This window comes from Sorangium sp. So ce367 (assembly GCF_051520455.1).
Taxonomy (GTDB): Bacteria; Myxococcota_A; Polyangia; order Polyangiales; family Polyangiaceae; genus Sorangium; species Sorangium cellulosum_B.
Genome location: NZ_CP150334.1, coordinates 469,995 through 489,328 on the forward strand (window position 1 = coordinate 469,995; position 19,334 = coordinate 489,328).

At 72.1% G+C, this 19,334-nt stretch carries 4 protein-coding genes; 2 read left to right on the top strand and 2 right to left on the bottom strand.

All coding sequences use genetic code 11. From position 1 onward, the window contains the following. Positions 1 to 57 precede the first annotated feature (57 nt). Entirely contained in the window at positions 58 to 912 is an 855-nt protein-coding gene (gene argB, locus WME97_RS01845; RefSeq protein WP_012232977.1) for an acetylglutamate kinase, read from the bottom strand. A 143-nt stretch (positions 913 to 1,055) separates the two neighbouring features. Here argB and WME97_RS01850 point away from each other — a divergent pair, with 143 nt between their 5' ends. Together WME97_RS01850 and WME97_RS01855 are read left to right on the top strand one after the other, a co-directional pair. Beyond that, entirely contained in the window at positions 1,056 to 2,216 is a 1,161-nt protein-coding gene (locus WME97_RS01850) for a M20 family metallopeptidase (protein WP_437549002.1), read from the top strand. Between the two features lie 157 nt (positions 2,217 to 2,373). After that, positions 2,374 to 7,434 carry a protein kinase domain-containing protein gene (locus tag WME97_RS01855; RefSeq protein ID WP_437549003.1) on the top strand — a complete coding sequence of 1,687 codons (5,061 nt, stop codon included), beginning with the start codon at positions 2,374 to 2,376 and terminating at the stop codon, positions 7,432 to 7,434. A gap of 22 nt (positions 7,435 to 7,456) precedes the next feature. Here the strand turns inward: WME97_RS01855 and WME97_RS01860 are convergent, their stop codons facing one another. Next, positions 7,457 to 19,021 (bottom strand): amino acid adenylation domain-containing protein, encoded by an 11,565-nt coding sequence (locus WME97_RS01860; RefSeq protein ID WP_437549005.1) that lies wholly within the window; start codon positions 19,019 to 19,021, stop codon positions 7,457 to 7,459. Between the last annotated feature and the right edge of the window lie 313 nt (positions 19,022 to 19,334).

Here is a 19,334-nt window from a genome sequence, read left to right on the forward strand (position 1 = left end):
CGGTGAGGCAGGGAGCATACGGCGCGCGGCCGGCTCGGGCGAGGTGGGCCGGGCGGCTCAGGGGACGAGCACGGTGCCGATCGAGCCGGGCTCGCTCGCTTCACGCGCGAGATCGCCCGGCTTGAGCCGCCCCAGGATGTGGATGCGGCGGACCCCTTCGGCGAGCGCGGCGAACGACTCCTCGAGCTTCGGGATCATCCCGCGGGTGACGGCGCCGCTCGCGATGAGGGCGCGCCCCTCGGCGACCGTGAGGCTCGGGATGCGCGAGGCGGGATCGGCGACGTCGCGCAGCACGCCCGGCACGTCGCTGACGAGGAAGAGCCCCGCCGCGCCGAGCTCGATGGCGACCCGGTTCGCGACCGTGTCGGCGTTGATGTTGTACGCCTGCCCGTCCGCGCCGGCCCCCAGGCAGGCGAGGACGGGCAGGTAGCCGCCGCTCCCGAGCAGCTCGAGCAGCCCGCGATCGACGCCCGTGATGTCGCCGACGAGGCCGAGGTCCACCGGCTCGGGCCCGGCGCCGGCGTAGACCTGCGGCGGCCGCTTGACCGCCGAGAGGGCGGGCCCGCTCGCGCCGTGGAGCCCCACCGGCCTCGCGCCCGCGGCGACGAGCGCGGCGCAGAGATCGACGTTGAGCTTGCCGGCGACGACCATCTTCATGACGTCGAGCGTGTCCGCGTCGGTGACGCGCTGACCGGCGACCTGCCGGACGGGGATGCCGAGGCGCTCCTGCAGCCGGGTGGCCTGCGCGCCGCCGCCGTGGACGACGATCGCGCGCGCGCCCGCGCGGGTGAGCGCCGCGAGGTCGCTGGAGAGGATGGCGAGGGCAGGGCCGCCCACGACCTCGCCGCCGAGCTTGATGACGAGCGGGCCCGTCGCCGTGGTCACGGGTGCCTCCGCGCTGCTCTGGGACATTTCATGAAGGGCACACGTACCACTTCTGCTGCGGCCAGGGCAGAGGTCGCCGGCGCGCGAGGTGGTGGCGGCGCGAGCGGGCGCCGGCGACCTCGGGCGGGGCGGCGCTCGGCCCTCCGGGGCTTCCGTGGCATGCTGGCGCCGTGATCCAGGCCCTCCGACAGGCGCTGTCCAGCCGCGCGGAGCCGATGCTCGCGCTCCTCGAGCGGCTGGTGAACCTCAACTCGTTCACGGACAACCCGCGCGGCGGCGACGCCGTGGGCGAGGTCCTTGCCAACGAGCTCTCGACGATCCCCGGCCTGTGCGTGCGGCGGTTCGCGAGCGCGCGCTACGCCGCGCACTGGGTGGCGGAGAGCGAGGCGGCCAAGGCGTCGCCGGCGGGGCACGTCGCCCTCGTCGGGCACCTCGACACGGTGTTCCCCCCGGGGGTCTTCGAGGGCTTCCGCCTGGACGGGGAGCTCGCGCGCGGGCCCGGCGTGCTCGACATGAAGGGCGGGCTCGTGGTGGTGATCGAGGCGCTCAGGGCGCTCGAGCGGATCGGCGCGCTGCCGGCGATCCCGGTGCGGTTCGCGATCGTGGCGGACGAGGAGGTCGGGTCGCCCGAGGGGCGCCCGCTGCTGCAGCGCGAGCTCGCGGGCGCCGCGTGCGCGCTCGTGTTCGAGGCGGGGCGCGAGGGGGACCGGATCATCACAGCGCGCAAGGGCACGGGGGGCGCGACGGTGAGGGCCACGGGCAAGGCGGCGCACGCCGGCAACGCGCACCGGCAGGGCGCGAACGCCATCTGGGCGCTCGCGCGCTTCATCGACCGGGCGCAGCAGCTCACCGACTACGGGCGTGGGGTGACCGTCAACGTCGGCAAGGTGAGCGGAGGGCAGGGCAGGAACACGGTGCCCGACGCGGCCGAGGCGCAGGTCGACCTCCGCTTCGTGAGCCGCGCGGACGGCGAGGCGATGCTGGCGGCGCTCGCCGCGGCGGCGCGCGAGGCGGCCGCCGAGGTGCCCGGCACCGCCGTGCAGGTCGACGGCGAGATCGCGCGGTCGCCGCTCGCGCGGACCGACGCGAGCGCGGCGCTCTGCCGTGAGTACGCGGCCTGCGCGCGGGCGGCGGGGCTCGGCGACGCCGAGGCGCCCCTCCTCGGCGGCGGCTCCGACGCCAGCTCGACGGCCGAGATCGGGATTCCGTCCATCGACGGCCTGGGGCCTCGGGGGAGCGGCTTCCACACGAAGGACGAGCTCGTCGAGGTGGGCACGCTGATCCCCAAGGCGGAGGCGCTGGCGGCGTTCCTGCTGGGCCGGCGCGCGTGACGGGCTGACGGGCGGCGCGCGCGACTCCGACGCTCGCCTGCCGCGGCCTGCCACGTGCGACCCCAGTGGATCACCTGGGCGACTGCCGCGTGCGCCGCGTGTCGACGCTGTCAGGGATCCCCTTGCTGTGATGACGCGAACCCGCGAGAATGTATTTATGGCAAGTGGGGCTGCTTACACATTGACGGGCGTCATCCACGAATCCTCGGCGACGACGGTCTACCGGGGAGTTCGGGAGAGCGACGGCTCCCCGGTGGCGATCAAGCGGCTCAAGAGCGAGCGCCCGCTGCCGGTCGAGATCGCGAAGCTCAAGTACGAGTACGCCATCGCCCGGGACCTCGCGCTGCCTGGCGTCGTGAGGGTCTATGGGATCGAGAAGGTGGGCAGCGGCCTGGCGCTCGTCATGGAGGACGCGGGCGAGCGCCCGCTCAACGAGATCATCGGCGCGAGCAAGCTGAAGCTCGAGGACGCGCTCCGTATCGCGATCTCGATCGCGGACGCCCTGGAGTCCATCCATCGACGAGGCGTCACTCACATGGACGTCAAGCCGCACAACATCCTCGTCAACGCGCAGACGCTGGAGGCGAAGCTGACGGATTTCGGCAGCGCGACGCGCCTGTCGCAGGAGGCCCACAAAGCGAACCGCTTCGCGTCCTTCGAGGGGACACTGGCCTACATGTCGCCGGAGCAGAGCGGGCGGCTGAACGTCGTCATCGATCGTCGCACGGACCTCTACTCCCTGGGCGTCACCCTGTACGAGATGGTGACGGGCGTCCTCCCCTTCCGGACGACGGACCTCATGGATCTCGTGCACAGCCACATCGCGCGGACCCCGCCGGCGCCGCAGGCCGTGTCGCCCGCGGTGCCGAGCGCCGTCTCCGACATCGTGATGAAGCTCCTCGCCAAGAGCCCCGACGACAGGTACCAGAGCGCCCACGGGCTCAAGCTCGACCTGGAAGAGTGCTCGTCGCAGCTCTCGTCCAAGGGGAAGATCGAGCCGTTCCCCGCCGGCCGATACGACTACGTCGATGAGCTGCGGGCGCCTCAGAAGCTCTACGGCCGGGAGACCGAGGTCGCGCTCCTCTCCGACGCGTGGAGCCGCACCAGGCAGGGCGGGAGCGAGTTCGTCCTGGTCTCCGGCTACTCCGGGATCGGCAAGTCGGTCCTCGTGAACGAGCTCCAGAAGAGCGTCGTTCGCGAGAGAGGGTATTTCGCGACCGGCAAGTTCGACCAGCTCAACCGCACGACGCCGTACGCGGCCGTCGCGCACGTCTACCAGGAGCTCATCCGCAACATCATGGCGGAGTCTGCCGAGGCGCTGGGGCAGTGGAAGCGCAGGCTCTCGGCGGCGGTCGGCTCGAACGGGCAGCTCCTCATCGATCTGATACCGGAGCTCGAGCTCCTCATCGGCCCTCAGCCGGCCGTCCCGGCGCTCGGCCCCACCGAGTCGCAGGCGCGGTTCCAGCTGACGCTCCAGAACTTCTGCCGCGCCTTCCCCTCCCAGGAGCGGCCCCTGGTCCTCTTCTTCGATGACCTGCAGTGGGCGGACGCGGCGTCGCTCAAGTTCCTCCAGAGCATCGCGGCCGAGGCGCGGATCGCCTGCATGCTCATGATCGGCGCGTACCGCGACAACGAGGTCGACGCGAGCCACCTGTTCTCCGTGGTCCTCGCGGAGCTCCGCAAGAAGGCGGCCGCGGTGAGCGAGCTGACGCTCAAGCCGCTCGTCTTCTCCGACGTGAACCAGCTCGTCGCCGACACGTTGAGCTGCGATCCTCACCGCGCGGAGCCCCTCGCGCGGCTCATCTTCGACAAGACCCGGGGCAACCCGTTCTTCATGAGCCAGCTCATGAAGAGCCTGCACGCCGAGAGGCTCCTCTCGTTCGACCCCGGCGGCTTCTCGTGGACATGGGATCTCGATCGCATCCGCGAGGCGAAGGCCTCGGAGAACGTGATCGAGCTCATGGTGGGCAAGATGCGCCGGCTGCCCGAGCGCGCCCAGCGCATCCTCTCCCTCGCGGCGTGCGTCGGCCACCAGTTCGATCTGACGACGCTGGCGATCGTGACGAGGCGGTCGCGCCTGGAGGCGGCGCGCGAGCTCTGGGGCGTGCTCCGCGAGGGCTTCATCCTCCCCGTGGACGCGGAGTCCAGGTTCTTCGATATCGCCATGGACGGTGAGCTCGCCGTCGCCGAGGACGGCTCCGGCGAGGAGCTCAACGTCTCTTACAGGTTCTTGCACGATCGCGTGCAGCAGGCCGCCTACGCGCTCATGGACGACGCGGACAAGCAGGCGGCGCACCTCCAGATCGGGCGGCTGATGCTGGAGGACAGCAAGCGAGATCAGTCCGAGGCCGAGCTGTTCGACATCGTGGGCCACATGAACAGGGGCGTCGCCCTGATCATGGACGAGCGCGAGAAGCGGGCGCTCTCGCGGCTGAACCTCGACGCCGGCAAGCGGGCGAAGATGGGGGCGGCCTATGACGCCGCCGTCCATTACCTCGAGATCGGGACATCGCTGCTCGACGCCGAGAGCTGGAAGAGCGAGTACGAGCTCGCGTTCGGGCTCCACGCCGAGCTCGCGGAGTGCAGGTGCCTGAGCGGCGGCTTCGAGGCGGCCGAGCCGCTGTTCGACGTTCTCTCGACCCACGCGAGGACCACGCTGGATCGCGCGAACGTCTGCGTGCTGCGGATGACCTTCTACCTGATGCTCGGCCAGATCAACCGGGTGATAGACCAGGCGCTGGAGGCGCTCGGGCTGCTCGGGGTCGAGCTCCCGCGGGCCGCCGACGAGCGCGAGGCGACGCTGCGCGAGGAGCTCGCCGCCCTGCGGGCGAGCCTGGAGACGCGCGAAATAGCGAGTCTCATCGACCTGCCGCAGGCGTCCGGCGCGGAGACGCAGATGATCCTGGGCCTCCTCGGCGAGCTGGCGACGCCGGCGAACGCCGTGGATCCCACCCTCGGCCTGCTCGCGGTGGTCAAGCAGATCAACCTGTCGATAAAGCACGGCAACTCGGCCATGTCCGCCCTCGGGTACGTCTCGTTCGGCAGCATGCTAGGGAACGAGCTGCCCCTGTTCCGGGACAACCCTCAGCGATACGAGGAAGGGTACGAGTTCGCGAAGCTCGGGATCGCGCTCAACGAGAAGTTCAACAACGTTCGCCTCACCTGCAAGCTGCTGATCTACTTCGCGGCGATACTCCATCTGTTCGAGCATCTCTCGGCGACGATCGACTGCTTCGGGCGTTCCCGCCAGGCCGGGCTGGCGAGCGGCGACCTGGTCTATGCGTCGTATTGCTGCATGCACATCGCGGCGGCGAAGCTGAACCTCGGCGACGATCTGGACGGGCTCGCGGACGAGATCGAGCAGAACCTCGCGCTCGTGCGGCGGATCGGCGACCTGACCACGATCAACGCCCTGGTCTGCGCGAAGCAGGTGGTCGCGAACCTCACGGGTCGAACCGAAGGGGGGCACTCCCTGAGCGGCGGCTCGTTCGACGAGGCCGAGTTCACGAGGTCGATCGAGGGGTCGGAGCTCGCCTATGTGGTCAGCTGGTACAGCGCCTTCAAGCTTCAGCTGAGCTACCTCCACGGGGACTACGCGTCCGCGCGCTCGTTCCTGGCCACGGCCGAGCGGCAGAGCGTGGGGTGGTCGAGCCACGCCTGGGCGACGGAGATCGTGTTCTTCGGCTGCTTGACGCTCGCGGCGTCGTGCGACGGGGCGCCGGACGGCGAGCGGGCAGAGCACATGGAGGCGCTCGCGAGGCTCGAGGCGAAGCTGAACCACTGGGCGGAGCTGAGCCCCTCCAACTACGCCCACAAGAGCACCCTCGTGGCGGGCGAGGTGGCGCGCCTCTCGGGGAGGACGCGGGACGCGATGATGCTCTACGAGAAGGCGATCGAAGGGGCGAAGGCGAGCCGGTTCGTGCGCGACGAGGCGATCGCGAACGAGATCGCGGCGAAGCTGTACGAGGCCGAGGGGCTGCTCCGGTCCGCGCGGGCCTTCATGACGGACGCCTACCACGCGTACCTCGTGTGGGGGGCGACGGCCAAGGTGGAGAGCCTGGCGCGGGTCGCTCCCCACCTCGTGCCTGCCGACGGAGGGCTCCTCGGGCCGCGCAGCGTCGTCGCCTCATCGCGCTCCGGCAGGGCGCAGACCACGTCGACGACGCGGCTCAGCACCAGCATCCTCGACGTGGAAGCGGTCATCCAGGCCGCGCAGGCGCTCGCGGGCGAGGTCGTCCTGGAGAGCGTCGTGAGCCGGCTGATGGAGATCGTCATCAAGAACTCCGGCGCGCAGAAGGGCGCCCTCATCCTCGAGCGCGAACAGCACCTGCTCGTCGAGGCGGTCGTCACGGCGGAGCCGAGCTCGCTCCGGGCGGGCCTGGCCGCCCCGCTCGAGGGGAGCGCCGACGTGCCCGTCTCCATCGTGCAGTACGTCGCGAGGACGAAGGAGCCCGTGATCCTGGCGGACGCGACCCAGGAGCCCCGGTTCGCGGGCGATCCGTACATCGCCGCGTGCGCCCCGAGGTCGATCCTGTGCCTGGCCATGGTCCACCAGGGCCGGACCAAGGGGATCATCTACCTGGAGAACCGGCTCGCCCCGAGCACCTTCAAGCCGGCGCGGCAGGAGCTCGTCAGGCTCCTTCTGACGCAGGCCGGGACGGCCGTGGAGAACGCGCTGCTCTACGAGCACCTGGAGCACCGCACGGCGGCGCTCCAGGAGGCCGAGCAGCGGCTCGGGGTCGAGTTCGCCGGGCGAGAGCGGAGCGAGCGGGAGCGCCTGTCCTTGCAGGAAGAGATCATCCGGGTGCAGAACGACCGGCTCGCGGAGCTGTCCACCCCCATCATCCCGATCACCGACCGGATCATGGTCATGCCGCTGATCGGGATGATGGACAGCGCGCGGGCCCAGCAGGCGCTCAGCACCGCCCTGCACGGGGTCGAGTCGAACGGCGCCGAGGTCGTGATCATCGACATCACCGGCGTGAAGCTCGTCGACAGCGACGTCGCGAGCACGCTGATATCCACGGCGAAGGCCCTCCGGATGCTCGGGGCGCAGGCGGTGCTCACCGGCATCCGCCCCGAGGTCGCGACGACCCTCACGGGCCTGGAGATCGAGTTCAGAGAGATCGTGACGCGGGGGACGCTCCAGAGCGGCATCGCGTACGCGCTGCAGAGGACGGGGAGGACCGACGGCCTCGTGAAGAGCGCCGCGCGTTGAGCGCGGCGCCGGCTCGACCGGCTCAGGTCCTCGCCTGTCCGCTGTCGGGGCTGCTGTCCGGGCCGCTTCTCCGGGAGCTCCATCGGCTCAACCCCGAACGCGCGGTGCTCTCGGGGATCCTGGCCCGCACGCGGCTCCGCGCCGTGATGTGCGCCCGGACGACGCGGGCCACGGACGCGACCTGAGGCGGCTCCATCATGGTGAAATGGTTGCCCGGGACCTGGTGCATGACGAACCGCCCGCGGGTGAGGTCCCTCCAGTAGTCGACGTCGTCGGGCTCGCTCGCGCCGAGCTGATCGCGCGCGCGCACGAACAGGACGCTGGCCTCCGTCGGGCGCGGCTCGTAGCGCGTCATGGCGCGCCAGGTGCTCAGCACGATGGCGCGGAACGGCGCGTCCTCCCGGAGCGCTGCGACGAAGCCCTGGTACGCCTTGGGGGCCGCGTCCTTGAGCCCGATCAGCTGCCGGAGCACGTCGTCGGCGCTCTCGATCGACGCGCCCCGCACGGACGCCAGGGATCCGGTGTCCAGCAGGAGGAGCTGCACCTTCTTCCCTTCCGCCAGGAGCTGCTGCGCCATCTCGTAGGCGATCACGCCGCCGGCCGAGTGGCCGCCCAGGAGGTACGGGCCCTCCGGCTGGACGGCGCGCAGCTCGTGAACGTACCGCGCCGCCATGGCGGGGATCTCGGTGAAGACGGGCTCGTCGGGCTCCATCCCCGACGCCCGGATCCCGTAGATGGACAGGTCGGCGCCCATCTGCCGCGCCAGCTCGCGGTAGATGAAGATCGTGCCGCCGATGGGCTGCACGAGGAACAGCGGCGCCCTGCGGTGCGACCCGACGTGGAGCGGGACGATGAGCCGGCCGCGCCCGCGCCCCGACGCGACGCTGGCGCTCCTGTAGGTGGGCGGCGCGGAGGCGCTGGGAGGCTGGCTCTCGTGGATGTGCTCGGCGAGCGCCGCGACGGTGCGGAGCTCCAGCAGCGCGTGCACCGGGAGCTCGACCTTCAGCCGCTCCTTGAGCAGGGTCCGCACCGCGATCGCGCTCAAGGAGTCCCCGCCGAGGTCGAAGAAGTTGTCGTGCGGCCGCACCTTGGCCACGCCGAGCACCTCCCTGAAGATGTCCGCGATCGCGCGCGCCGCGTGATCCGCAGGCGCCCCCGCCCTCGGCTCGGAGCTCGCGGCGACCCGCTCCGTCGCAGGCGCCGGGCGCGACGCCGCGTCGCTGCTGTCGAGCGCCGACGAGGGCGCCGCCATCGTCGCGGGCGCCGGGCGCGAGGCGCCGAGCATGTACGGCGTGCGCTTGAACGGGTACGTCGGCAGCGGGACGCGCCGGCGCCGCTCGTCCCGGGAGAACGCCGCCCAGTCGACGTCGGCGCCGGCGCACCAGAGCTGGCCGACGGCGGCGAGCAGCGCCTCCAGGTCCGTCCGATCGGAGCCCGAGCTCGCCATCGTGGTGACAATGAGCCGCCCTGCGCCGGCGTCGGGGTGCTGGCTCGCCAGCGTGGCCAGCGTCCGCCCGGGCCCGACCTCGACGAAGACGTGATCCGGGTCGAGGAGCAGCGCTGCGAGCCCTCGCCCGAAGCGGACGGTCCCCCGGAGGTGCCGAGCCCAGTAGGACGGATCCTGGGCATCGGCGTCCGTCATCCACGCGCCGGTGAGGTTCGAGAGCATCGGGATGCGCGGCGCCCGTCGCTCCAGCGAGGCCGCCACCTGGGTCAAGCGGTCCGCGAGCGGGCCGACGAGCGAGGAGTGCGCCGCCGTGGCGATCGGCAAGCGCCGGGTCTCGTGGCCCTCGCGCGCGCACTCCCGCTCGAGGCGCTCGATCGCCGGCAGCGTCCCGGAGACGACGCACACCTCCGGGCCGTTGACGGCGGCCAGGGAGAGCCCGTCGCCGAGCCGATCGAGCAGCGCGTCCTCGGAGAGATGCACGACGAGCGTCGCCACGTCCCTGGGCAGCTGCTCGTACAGGCGCCCGCGCGCCGCGATGAGCGTCACCGCGGCCTCGAGCGACAGCACGCCCGCGACGCAGGCGGCTGTGTACTCGCCCAGGCTGTGTCCGCTGACCGCCGCCGGGCGGATGCCCCACGACAGGAGGAGCCGCGCCGTCGCGTACTCGGTCGAGAAGATGGCCGCCATGTTCGCGCAGGGGGCGCGCAGCTGCTCGGCCGCGCGCTCCCGCTCCTCGGGGCCCGGGTAGAGCAGCGCCCGGATGTCCATGGAGAGCGCGCGCTGGAACAGCGCGGCGCACTGATCGAGGCTCTCCTGGAAGACGCGCTCGTTCGCGTACAGCTCTCGCCCCATGTCCACCCGCTGGGAGCCTCCGCCGGGGAAGAGGAACACGACCTTCGGCGCGGGGCCCTCGGCGACGTCGCTGAAGGCGTGGGCGGGATCGCGCGCTCGCAGGCGGGCGGCCGCCGAGACCGGGTCGCGGCAGACGACGGCGCGGCGATGCGCGAACCGCGCCCGGCCCTGCTGGAGCGTGAAGGCGACGTCGGGGAGGGGGACGCGCGCCGCGTGCCGCAGGTGCCCGGCCAGCCGATCGGTGATGCCCTCGAGCGCTTCGCTCGTCTGCGCGGACAGGACCAGCAGCTGGCAAGCCCGCGACGGGCCGGACGGCTCCATCGCGGGCGCCTCCTCCAGGACCACGTGGGCGTTCGTGCCCCCCATCCCGAAGGCGCTCACCCCGGCGCGGCGCGGGCGCGCTCCGCGCTTCCAGGCGAGCGGCGCGGCGTTGACGAAGAACGGGCTGCTCTCCAGGTGGAGCTCGGGGTTCGGGCGCCGGAAGTGGAGCGTGGGCGGGATCAGCTCGTGCTCGAGCGAGAGCGCGGCCTTGATGAGCCCGGTGACCCCGGCGGCCGCCCCCAGGTGCCCCAGGTTGCTCTTCAGCGAGCCCAGCGCGCAGAACCCGACTTTGTCAGTGCCATTTCTGAAGGCGCGCGACAGGGCGGCGACCTCGATCGGATCGCCGAGCCTCGTGCCCGTCCCGTGGCCCTCGACGAAGGTGATGCTCTCCGGCTCCACCCCCGCGGCGGCGTGCGCCCTGAGGATGGCCTGCGCCTGTCCGTCCGTGCCCGGCGCGGCGTAGCCGACCTTGCGCGAGCCGTCGTTGGTGACCGCGGATCCGAGGATGACGGCGTGGATGTGGTCGCCGTCGCGGAGCGCGTCCTCCAGCCGCTTGAGCACGACCACTGACACGCCGCTGCCGGCCACGGTCCCCTGCGCGTCGGCGTCGAACGGCCGGCAGTGTCCGTCCGGCGACGCGAGCGAGCCCTCCTCGTGGACGTGGCCGAGCCGCGTCGGCGGCAGGACAACGACGCCGCCCGCGAGGACCATGTCGCACTCCTTCGTGGCGAGGCTCTGGCAGGCCAGGTGCACCGCGACGAGCGACGTCGAGCACGCGGTCAGCACCGTCACGGCGGGGCCGCGGAGGCCCAGCTTGTACGCGACCCGCGTCGTCAGGCCGTCGGCGACGTTCCCGGTGACGATCCGGTAGTACTCGGCGCTCAGCGGCGCCTTGGGCATGCCGACGCGCTCCAGCCAGTACAGCGGGGCCTCGCTCCCGGCGAAGACGCCGACCGACTGCTCGCACGAGAGCGGATCGTAGCCGGCCCTCTCCATCGCTTCCCAGGCGCACTCGAGGAAGATCCGGTGCTGCGGGTCCATGAGCATCGCCTCGTTCGGGCTGTAGCCGAAGAACCGCGCGTCGAAGCACATCGCGTCGTCCAGCACGCCGCACGCCGGCACGAGGTTCGGCGCGCGGATCAGGTCCAGATCGACGCCCGAGGCCTCCAGCTCCTCGGGCGTGAAGAAGCGGATGCCCTCGACGCCGTTGCGCAGGTTGAACCAGAGCGTGTCGACGTCGCGCGCCCTGGGGTAGCGCCCGGACATCCCGACGATCGCGACGGCGTTCGCGGGCGCCGCCTTGCGCTCCGGCGCGGGGGCCCGGCGGCTCGAGGGGCGCGTCGGCGGCGCCGGCGCCGCGGTCTCGTCTGCCTCCGCGGCCCGCGAGGCCGCCCCGAGGTGAGCGGCCAGGCTGCGGATCGTCGGGTGCTGGAACAGCTCCACGATCGGCACGTTCCGGCCGAGGCGCGCCAGGAGCGCGGCCTGGACCTGCACGAGCAGGAGCGAGTGGCCGCCGATCTCGAAGAACCGATCATCGAGCCCCACGCGGTCGAGGTCGAGCACCTTGCGCCAGATCTCGCTCAGGACGGCCTCGATGTCCGAGGCCGGCGCGGCGGTCCTGGGCTCGGCGCTCGGCGTCGGGCGCTCGGGCGCGGGGAGCGCGCGCCGATCGACCTTCCCGCTCGCGTTGAGCGGCAGCGCGTCGAGCTTCACGAAGATCGCCGGCACCATGTACTCGGGGAGCTTCGCCGCAAGGAACGCCCGCAGGGCCGGGAGGAGCGCGCGCGCCTGCTTCGCGCGGAGCGGGTCGTTGACAAGCGGCGAGCGCGCCTGTCCCTCGGCGGCGCTCGCGCCGAGGAAGGCGCGTGGCCTCCGCGGATCCCCGTCGCGCTCGAAGAGGACGTCCATGCGCTCCGGGCCTCCGGTCCGCGACCAGGTGACGCGGACCGCGTAGCCCAGCCTGCCGCCGAGCTCCCAGAGCGCCTCCGGCTGGATCGCGGCGCCGGCGCGCGCGGGGCCCGCGGCGCAGAGGTCCTCCTTGGTCCCGCTCGCCGTCGAGAGCGCCGCTGCCAGGGCGACGTCCGCGTGCACGCGCGCGTTCGGGATGCCCAGCACCTCCAGCGCCTCGGGGCGGTCCTCCCGCAGCGATCGCTCGATCTCATCCATGTCCGCCGGCGCCGGCCCGCCGATCGAACGAGCGATCGCGGCCGGCTCCGTCGCCTCGCCCACGAACAGCACGACGTCGTACCGATAGCGGGTCATCTCCTCGGCGCCGTGGCCGCGCTTGAGCCAGATCTCCACCTGGCTCACGCCCGGGATCTGGCCGCGCAGGGCGCGGAAGTAGTCGGGCGCGACGACGAGCTCTTCCTCGGTCGAGATCGCCCGCCGCACCCGGCCACGCAGCTCCTCGGCCGCGGTGTCCGGCGCCGCCCGGTGGAGCTGCACCGACGCGTGGAACGCCTCGAGCAGGGGGAGGCTCCGCACGTCGCCGATGAACACGAGCCCGCCGGGGGCGACCGAGCGGACGGCGCCTTCGATCACCGATCGCAGGTAGTCGGCGCCGGGGAAGTACTGCACGATCGAGTTGAGGACGATCGCGTCGAAGCTCCCCGGCTCGACGTCGCTGAAGTCGTTGGCCTCGCGGCGCGCCAGCGTCACGTGGGTATACTCCCTGGCGGCGAGCCTGGGGCGGAGCAGGGAGATGGCCTGCTCGGAGAAGTCGGTCCCCAGGTAGGCTTCGCAGCGGGGCGCCGTCTTCAGGAGCAGGAGGCCTGTCCCGCAGCCGATCTCCCAGACCCGCTTCGGCTGGAAGGACAGGATCCGCTCGACCGTGAAATCGCGCCACGCGCGCATCTCCGCCGCCTCGATGGGCGCGCCCGTGTAGCTGCTGTTCCAGCCCGTCGTGTCGAGGTCCGGATCGGCGGCGGCGATGTCCTTCGCGTAGGTACCGTCGTACAGCGCGCGCCACTCCGTGACGTGGCCCGCCTGGAGGCCCGCGTCGTGCGCCGCGCGCTGCCCGCCGCTGCCCGGCACCACGTAGGCGACGAGGCGCCTGTCGCCGTGGGCGTCGTCCGTCGCGAGGACGACGGCGTCGTCGAGGGCGGGGTGCTGCCTGAGCGTGGCCTCGATCTCGCCGAGCTCCAGGCGGAAGCCGCGGATCTTGACCTGGTGGTCGAGCCTGCCGAGGAACTCGATGTCGCCGTCGAGCCGCCAGCGGACGAGGTCGCCGGTGCGGTACATGCGGGCGCCGGGCGCGTCGGAGAAGGGGTCGGGGAGGAAGCGGTCCTCTGTGAGCTGCGGGTCGTGGAGGTAGCCGCGGGCGAGGCCCTGGCCGGCGATGTAGAGCTCGCCGGGGACGCCGACGGGGACGGGCTGTCGGCGCGGGTCGAGGACGTAGACGCGCACGTTGTCGATGGGCCGGCCGATGGGCGGCTTTCGTGAGGCGTCGCGGTCGGCGGGGGCGCCCCGGAGGAGCGAGCAGGAGGTGGTGACGACGGTGGCCTCGGTGGGGCCGTAGTTGTTGACGACCTCGAAGGGGATGGCGCGGTGAGGCCAGCGCCGTAGCCTGTCGCCGCCGGTGAGCAGGGCGCGCAGGGAGCAGCGAGCGGGCCAGTCGAGGCGCAGCAGCTCCTCGGCGATGGGGGTGGGGACGAAGGAGACCGAGATGTGCTGTTCCAGCAGCCACTGCTGGAGCTCCGGGGGCGAGCGGCGGAGGGGCTCGGAGGGGATGTAGAGGCAGGCGCCGGAGCAGAGCGAGGGCCACATCTCCCAGACCGAGGCGTCGAAGCCCGGGCTGGCGATGAGGGTGGTTCGATCGGTGCTGGACAGGGCGAACCGCCGCCTGTGCCAGGCGACCAGGTTGGTGAGCCCGCGGTGCTCCACGAGCACGCCTTTCGGGCGGCCCGTCGAGCCCGACGTGTAGATGACATACGCCAGGTCGGAGGGGCCTGTGCTCCTCGGCGGTGCCGAATCAGGCTGCCCGGTGAGCGCCCGCCCGTCGGCGTCGAGGCGGATCACCTCGCCGCCGAACGCGGGGATGCGGTCGGAGAGGCGCGCCCCGGTGATGAGCACCGGCGCCCTGGAGTCGTTCAGCATGAGCTCCAGCCGCTCGCTCGAGCTCTCGGGGCCGAAGGGGATGTACGCCCCGGAAGCCTTGAGGATCCCGACGATGCCCACCAGGAGAGCGAGCGACCGCTCTGCGTGGATCGCGACCGCCGTCCCCGGCGCCACGCCGGCCTCGCGCAGGCGGTGGGCGAGCTGGTTCGCTCGGCGATCGAGCTCGCCGTACGTCAACGAGCCGCGCTCGGCCACGGCGGCCAGGGCATGCGGCGCGCGCGCCGCCTGCTCCTCGAACAGGTCGAGGACGCACCGGTCTCCTGGAGGGTCGACCGCCGTGTCGTTCATCTCGATCACGAGCCTCCGCTGCTCGACGCGCGTGAGCAGCGGCAGCGACGACACCGGCTGATCCGGCGCCGAGGCCGCGGTGGAGAGCACCGTCAGCAGGTGCTCCGCCATCCGCTCGACCGTCGCTCGGTCGAAGAGATCGGTGCTGTACTCGAGCATCCCCGTCACGCCGTCGGGGCCCTCCCAGGAGTACAGCGAGAGGTCGAAGATCGTCTTCTTGGCGTCGGCCTCGATGGGACGGACCTCGACCCCGGCGAGCGCGAGATCGCGCTCCGCCGGGCTCTGCGGGGCGAAGACGATCTGCACGACCGGGTTGTAGCCCGGGCTGCGCTCGGGCCTCAGCTCCTGCACGAGCACATCGAAGGGCAGCATGTCGTGCTCGTAGGCCTCCAGGCACAGCTGCCGCACCCGCTGGAGCAGCTCGTCGAAGCTCGGGTCGCCGGACAGATCGACGCGCAGGGGCACGATGTTCACGAAGAAGCCCATGATCTCCTCGAGATCCATGCGCGCCCGGTTGGCGCTCGGCATTCCGATCAAGAGGTCGTCGCGCTGCGTGTAGCGGTGCAGCAGGACGGCGAAGGCGGCCATGAGGACCATCGTCACCGTCATCCCCCGCCGGGCGCTGAGCTCCCCGAGGCGCTCCGCGAGCGGCGCGTCGATCCGGAAGGAGACGGTGGCGCCGCGCAGGCTCTGGATCGCCGGCCGCGGATGATCGCTCGGCAGCTCGAGCAGGGGCGGCGCGTGGAGCAGGCGCTCTTTCCACCAGGCGAGCAGCTCTGCTCGGGCGCTGTCCCTCATCTGCTCGCGTTGCCACGCGGCGAAGTCGGCGTACTGGATCGCGAGCTCGGGCAGCGCCGCGGGGGCGCCCCGGCGGTGGCCGTCGTAGAGGATGGCGAGCTCGCGGAACGCGAGCTCGATGGACCAGCCGTCGGTCGCGATGTGATGGAGGTGGAGCCACAGGATGTGGTCGTCCGGCCCGAGCTTGAGCAGGCAAGCCCGGAGCAGGGGGCCTCGCTCGAGGTCGAAGACGGTCTGCGCCTCTGCGTTGATGCGCTGGTGCGCCGCGACCTCCCGCTCTTCCGGGGAGAGGTGCTGGAGATCCATCACGTTGAGCTGCGACGCGCTCTGCGGGGCGATGACCTGGACCGGCCGCCCGTCGCGCTCCGCGTAGGTCGTCCGAAGGATCTCGTGCCGCTGCGCGAGCTCGCGGAGGCTCCTGTCCAGCGCTCCGACATCGACGCGCCCGCGCAGGCGGAACGGGAACAAGCAGTTGTAGGCCCGGCTCTCCGGCGCCAGCCGCTGGAGGAACCAGAGCCGCTCTTGCCCGAAGGACAGGGGCAGCGGTCCGAGGCGCGGGACGGGCGAGATCGCGCGCTCGGCCCCGCGCGCCGCGGGCTCCTGCCTCACGAGGGGCGCGAGCTCGGCGATGGTCGGGCGGCGGAAGAGCTCCTGGAACGCGAGTTCGACCCCGAGCGCGCTGCGCACGCGGGAGAGCAGCCGCACGGCATGGACGGAGCTGCCGCCCAGCTCGAGGAAGCTGTCATGCACCCCCACGCGCTCCTGCCGCAGCACCTCCTGCCAGATTTCGGCGAGCGCCCGCTCGACGGGAGAGCGAGGCGCGACGAAGGCGTGCGCCAGCGCGGTCCGCGCGGGGCCGGGGGCCGGGAGCGCCGCTCGGTCGACCTTGCCGTTCGCCGTCATCGGCAGCGCGTCGAGCGCGACGAAGGTGGACGGCACCATGAACTCGGGCAGCCGGCCCAGGAGGTGAGCGCGGAGCGCTGCCGGCGACGCCTCCACTCCCTCCACGCCTCGCGCGGAGGCTCCGCCGCCGCTCGTCGGGACCACGTAGGCGACGAGGCGCCTGTCGTCGTGGGCGTCGTCCGTCGCGAGGACGACGGCGTCGTCGAGGGCGGGGTGCTGCCTGAGCGCGGCCTCGATCTCGCCGAGCTCCAGGCGGAAGCCGCGGATCTTGACCTGGTGGTCGAGCCTGCCGAGGAACTCGATGTCGCCGTCATGCCGCCAGCGGACGAGGTCGCCGGTGCGGTACATGCGCGCGCCGGGGTCGGAGGAGAAGGGGTCGGGGAGGAAGCGGTCCTCTGTGAGCTGCGGGTCGTGGAGGTAGCCGCGGGCGAGGCCGTCGCCGGCGATGTAGAGCTCGCCGGGGACGCCGACGGGGACGGGCTGGCGTCGGGGATCGAGGACGTAGACGCGGACGTTGTCGATGGGTTTGCCGATGGGCGGCTCGCGTGAGGGGCCGCGGTCGCCGTGAGCGTCCCTGGGGAGGGCGCAGGAGGTGGTGACGACGGTGGCCTCGGTGGGGCCGTAGTTGTTGACGACCTCGAAGGGGATGGCGCGGTGAGGCCAGCGCCGTAGCCTGTCGCCGCCGGTGAGCAGGGCGCGCAGGGAGCAGCGAGCGGGCCAGTCGAGGCGCAGCAGCTCCTCGGCGATGGGGGTGGGGACGAAGGAGACCGAGATGTGCTGTTCCAGCAGCCACTGCTGGAGCTCCAGGGGCGAGCGGCGGAGGGGCTCGGAGGGGATGTAGAGGCAGGCGCCGGAGCAGAGCGAGGGCCACATCTCCCAGACCGAGGCGTCGAAGCCCGGGCTGGCGATGAGGGTGGTTCGATCGGTGCTGGACAGGGCGAACCGCCGCCTGTGCCAGGCGACCAGGTTGGTGAGCCCGCGGTGCTCCACGAGCACGCCTTTCGGGCGGCCCGTCGAGCCCGACGTGTAGATGACATACGCCAGGTCGTCCGGCGCCTGGCCAGCGGCCGGAGGCACCTTGTCCACGGGCTCGCGATCGAGCATCGCCCGATCCGCGTCGAGGCGAACGACGCTGAGCCCGCGGCTCTGCACGCGGCAGACGAGGTGGTCGCTGGTCAGGAGCGCCGAGACCTTCGCGTCCTCCAGCATGAACGCGAGCCGAGCCGGCGGATAGGCCGGGTCGAGCGGGACGTACGCGCCCCCCGCCTTGAGCACGCCGAGCGCGGCCACGATCATGTCCGGCGAGCGCTCCAGGCAGATGCCGACGAGCGCGCCGGGCCCGGCGCCGCTCTTCCTGAGGAGGTGGGCGATCTGGTTGCTCCGCCGATCCAGCTCGGCATACGTGAGCCGCTCGCCCTCGAACGCCACCGCGGTGGCGGAAGGGGCGCGGCGCGCCTGCTCCTCGACCTGCTCGTGGACCAGCTCGCGCGGCGGGGCCGTCGCCGCGCCGCTGCTCCAGTCGACGAGGAGCTGCCGCCGCGCGTCGGCCGACAGGAGAGGCAGATCCGAGATCCGCTGATCAGGGCCCTCGGCGGCGCCGCCGAGCAGCGCCTGCCAGTGCTCGAGCAGCCTGACCGCCGTCGCCTGCTCGAAGAGATCGCGGCGGTAATCGAGCCTCGCGACGACCCCTTCGGCGGCGTCCTCGACGCTCACCACGAGATCATGAGCGACGTACGGCAGATCGAGGTCCGTTCGGGTCAGCGCCAGCAGCGGCCCGTTGCACGGCGGGGGGCTCGGGGGCGTCGCCGCGAAGAGGACCTGGACGATCGGCGTGCGGCCCGGGTCGCGCGGCGCGGCGAGCTTCTCCAGCAGCGCCCTGGCGGGGACCTCGCTGTTCGCTCTGCCCTCCTCGATGGAGCGGTGTACCTGGCGCAGGAGCTGTCGGAACGAGGGCTGTGCGCCGAACCTGCCCCGCACGATCACCGGGCCGCCGAAGAGGCCGATGAGCTCCCGGACGTCCGGCGTATCGCGCCCGGGCAGGGGCGTGCCGATCAAGACATCCTCCTCACCGGTGATCCGGTGCAGGACGGCCAGCATCCCCGCGAGCAGCGCGGTGAACAGGCCCGCTCCTTCGTCCCGGGCCGCCGCTTCGAGGCGCAGGAGGAGCGATCGATCGAGCGCGCGCTCGACCGACCCTCCGTCGAAGGCAGGCACGGCGGGCCGCGGCCGGTCCGTCGGGAGATCCAGGGCAGTCGGCGCGCCGGCGAGCTCCCGTGTCCAGTGGTCGAGCCGCGCGTCGAGGCGATCGTCGGCGGCGCGGTCGAGCTGCCGCCGGACGTGGTCCTGATAACGCATGGGCAGCGCCGGAGGCGTCATGGAATGGTAGAGGGCGCAGAGCTCCGAGAAGAACAGCCCCACGCTGGAGGCGCCGTCGCAGACGAGGCCGTGCATGGACAGCGCGACCAGGTGGCGGCGCGGGTGCGCCCGGATGAGCGTCACCCGCCAGAGCGGGGCACGCTCGAGATCGAACGGGCGAGCGGCCTCCTCGCGGGCGGCCGCGAGCGCCGCCTCGTCCGAGGTGGGCTGTAGGTCCGGGGCCAGGTCCACCTCTCTGAGGTCGATCGCCACCGCGGGCCTGACGACCTGCGCCGGCTCTCCCTCGCGCTCGACAAAGGAGGTCCTGAGCGGCTCGTGGCGCGCCGATATCTCCTCGATGGCGCGGCGCAGCCTGGGTACATCGAGATCCCCGTCGAGCCAGGCCGCGCCGCCTTCATGGATGACCGGCGCGGGACCATGGACTCGAGCGAGGAGCCATTTCGTCTCTTGCTCGAAGGAAAGTGGCGCGTAAGTCAGCTCAACCATGGCGCATGCCCTCCTGTCCGTTGATGTCAGAGAGCACCTCCCTCCTCCCGCTCCGAGCGTTCGGAGAGGCCCTCGCAATGGGCTCACGCGCGCCGTGTAGGCGGCACCCATGCAGGTCGTCAGGCACTCCATTCGCTCGCGCGCCGGCTGTCGGCTCAGCGATGTCCTCGGTGACATGGCGCTCCTCGTCCCGAGCGCGCAATTCATCCCCGAGCGCGCATCAGGCGTACGCCTGTCACGGAACCATCACGCGAGAACTCGACGTCTTCGCCTCCCCCGGCGACACGTTTCCTTGGTCTACGGAATTAATAAT

Coding starts and splice junctions, on each gene's coding strand:
- WME97_RS01855 (WP_437549003.1), top strand. CDS start 2,374: ATGGCAAGTGGGGCTGCTTACACATTGACGGGCGTCATCCACGAATCC.
- argB (WP_012232977.1), bottom strand. CDS start 912: ATGTCCCAGAGCAGCGCGGAGGCACCCGTGACCACGGCGACGGGCCCG.
- WME97_RS01860 (WP_437549005.1), bottom strand. CDS start 19,021: ATGGTTGAGCTGACTTACGCGCCACTTTCCTTCGAGCAAGAGACGAAA.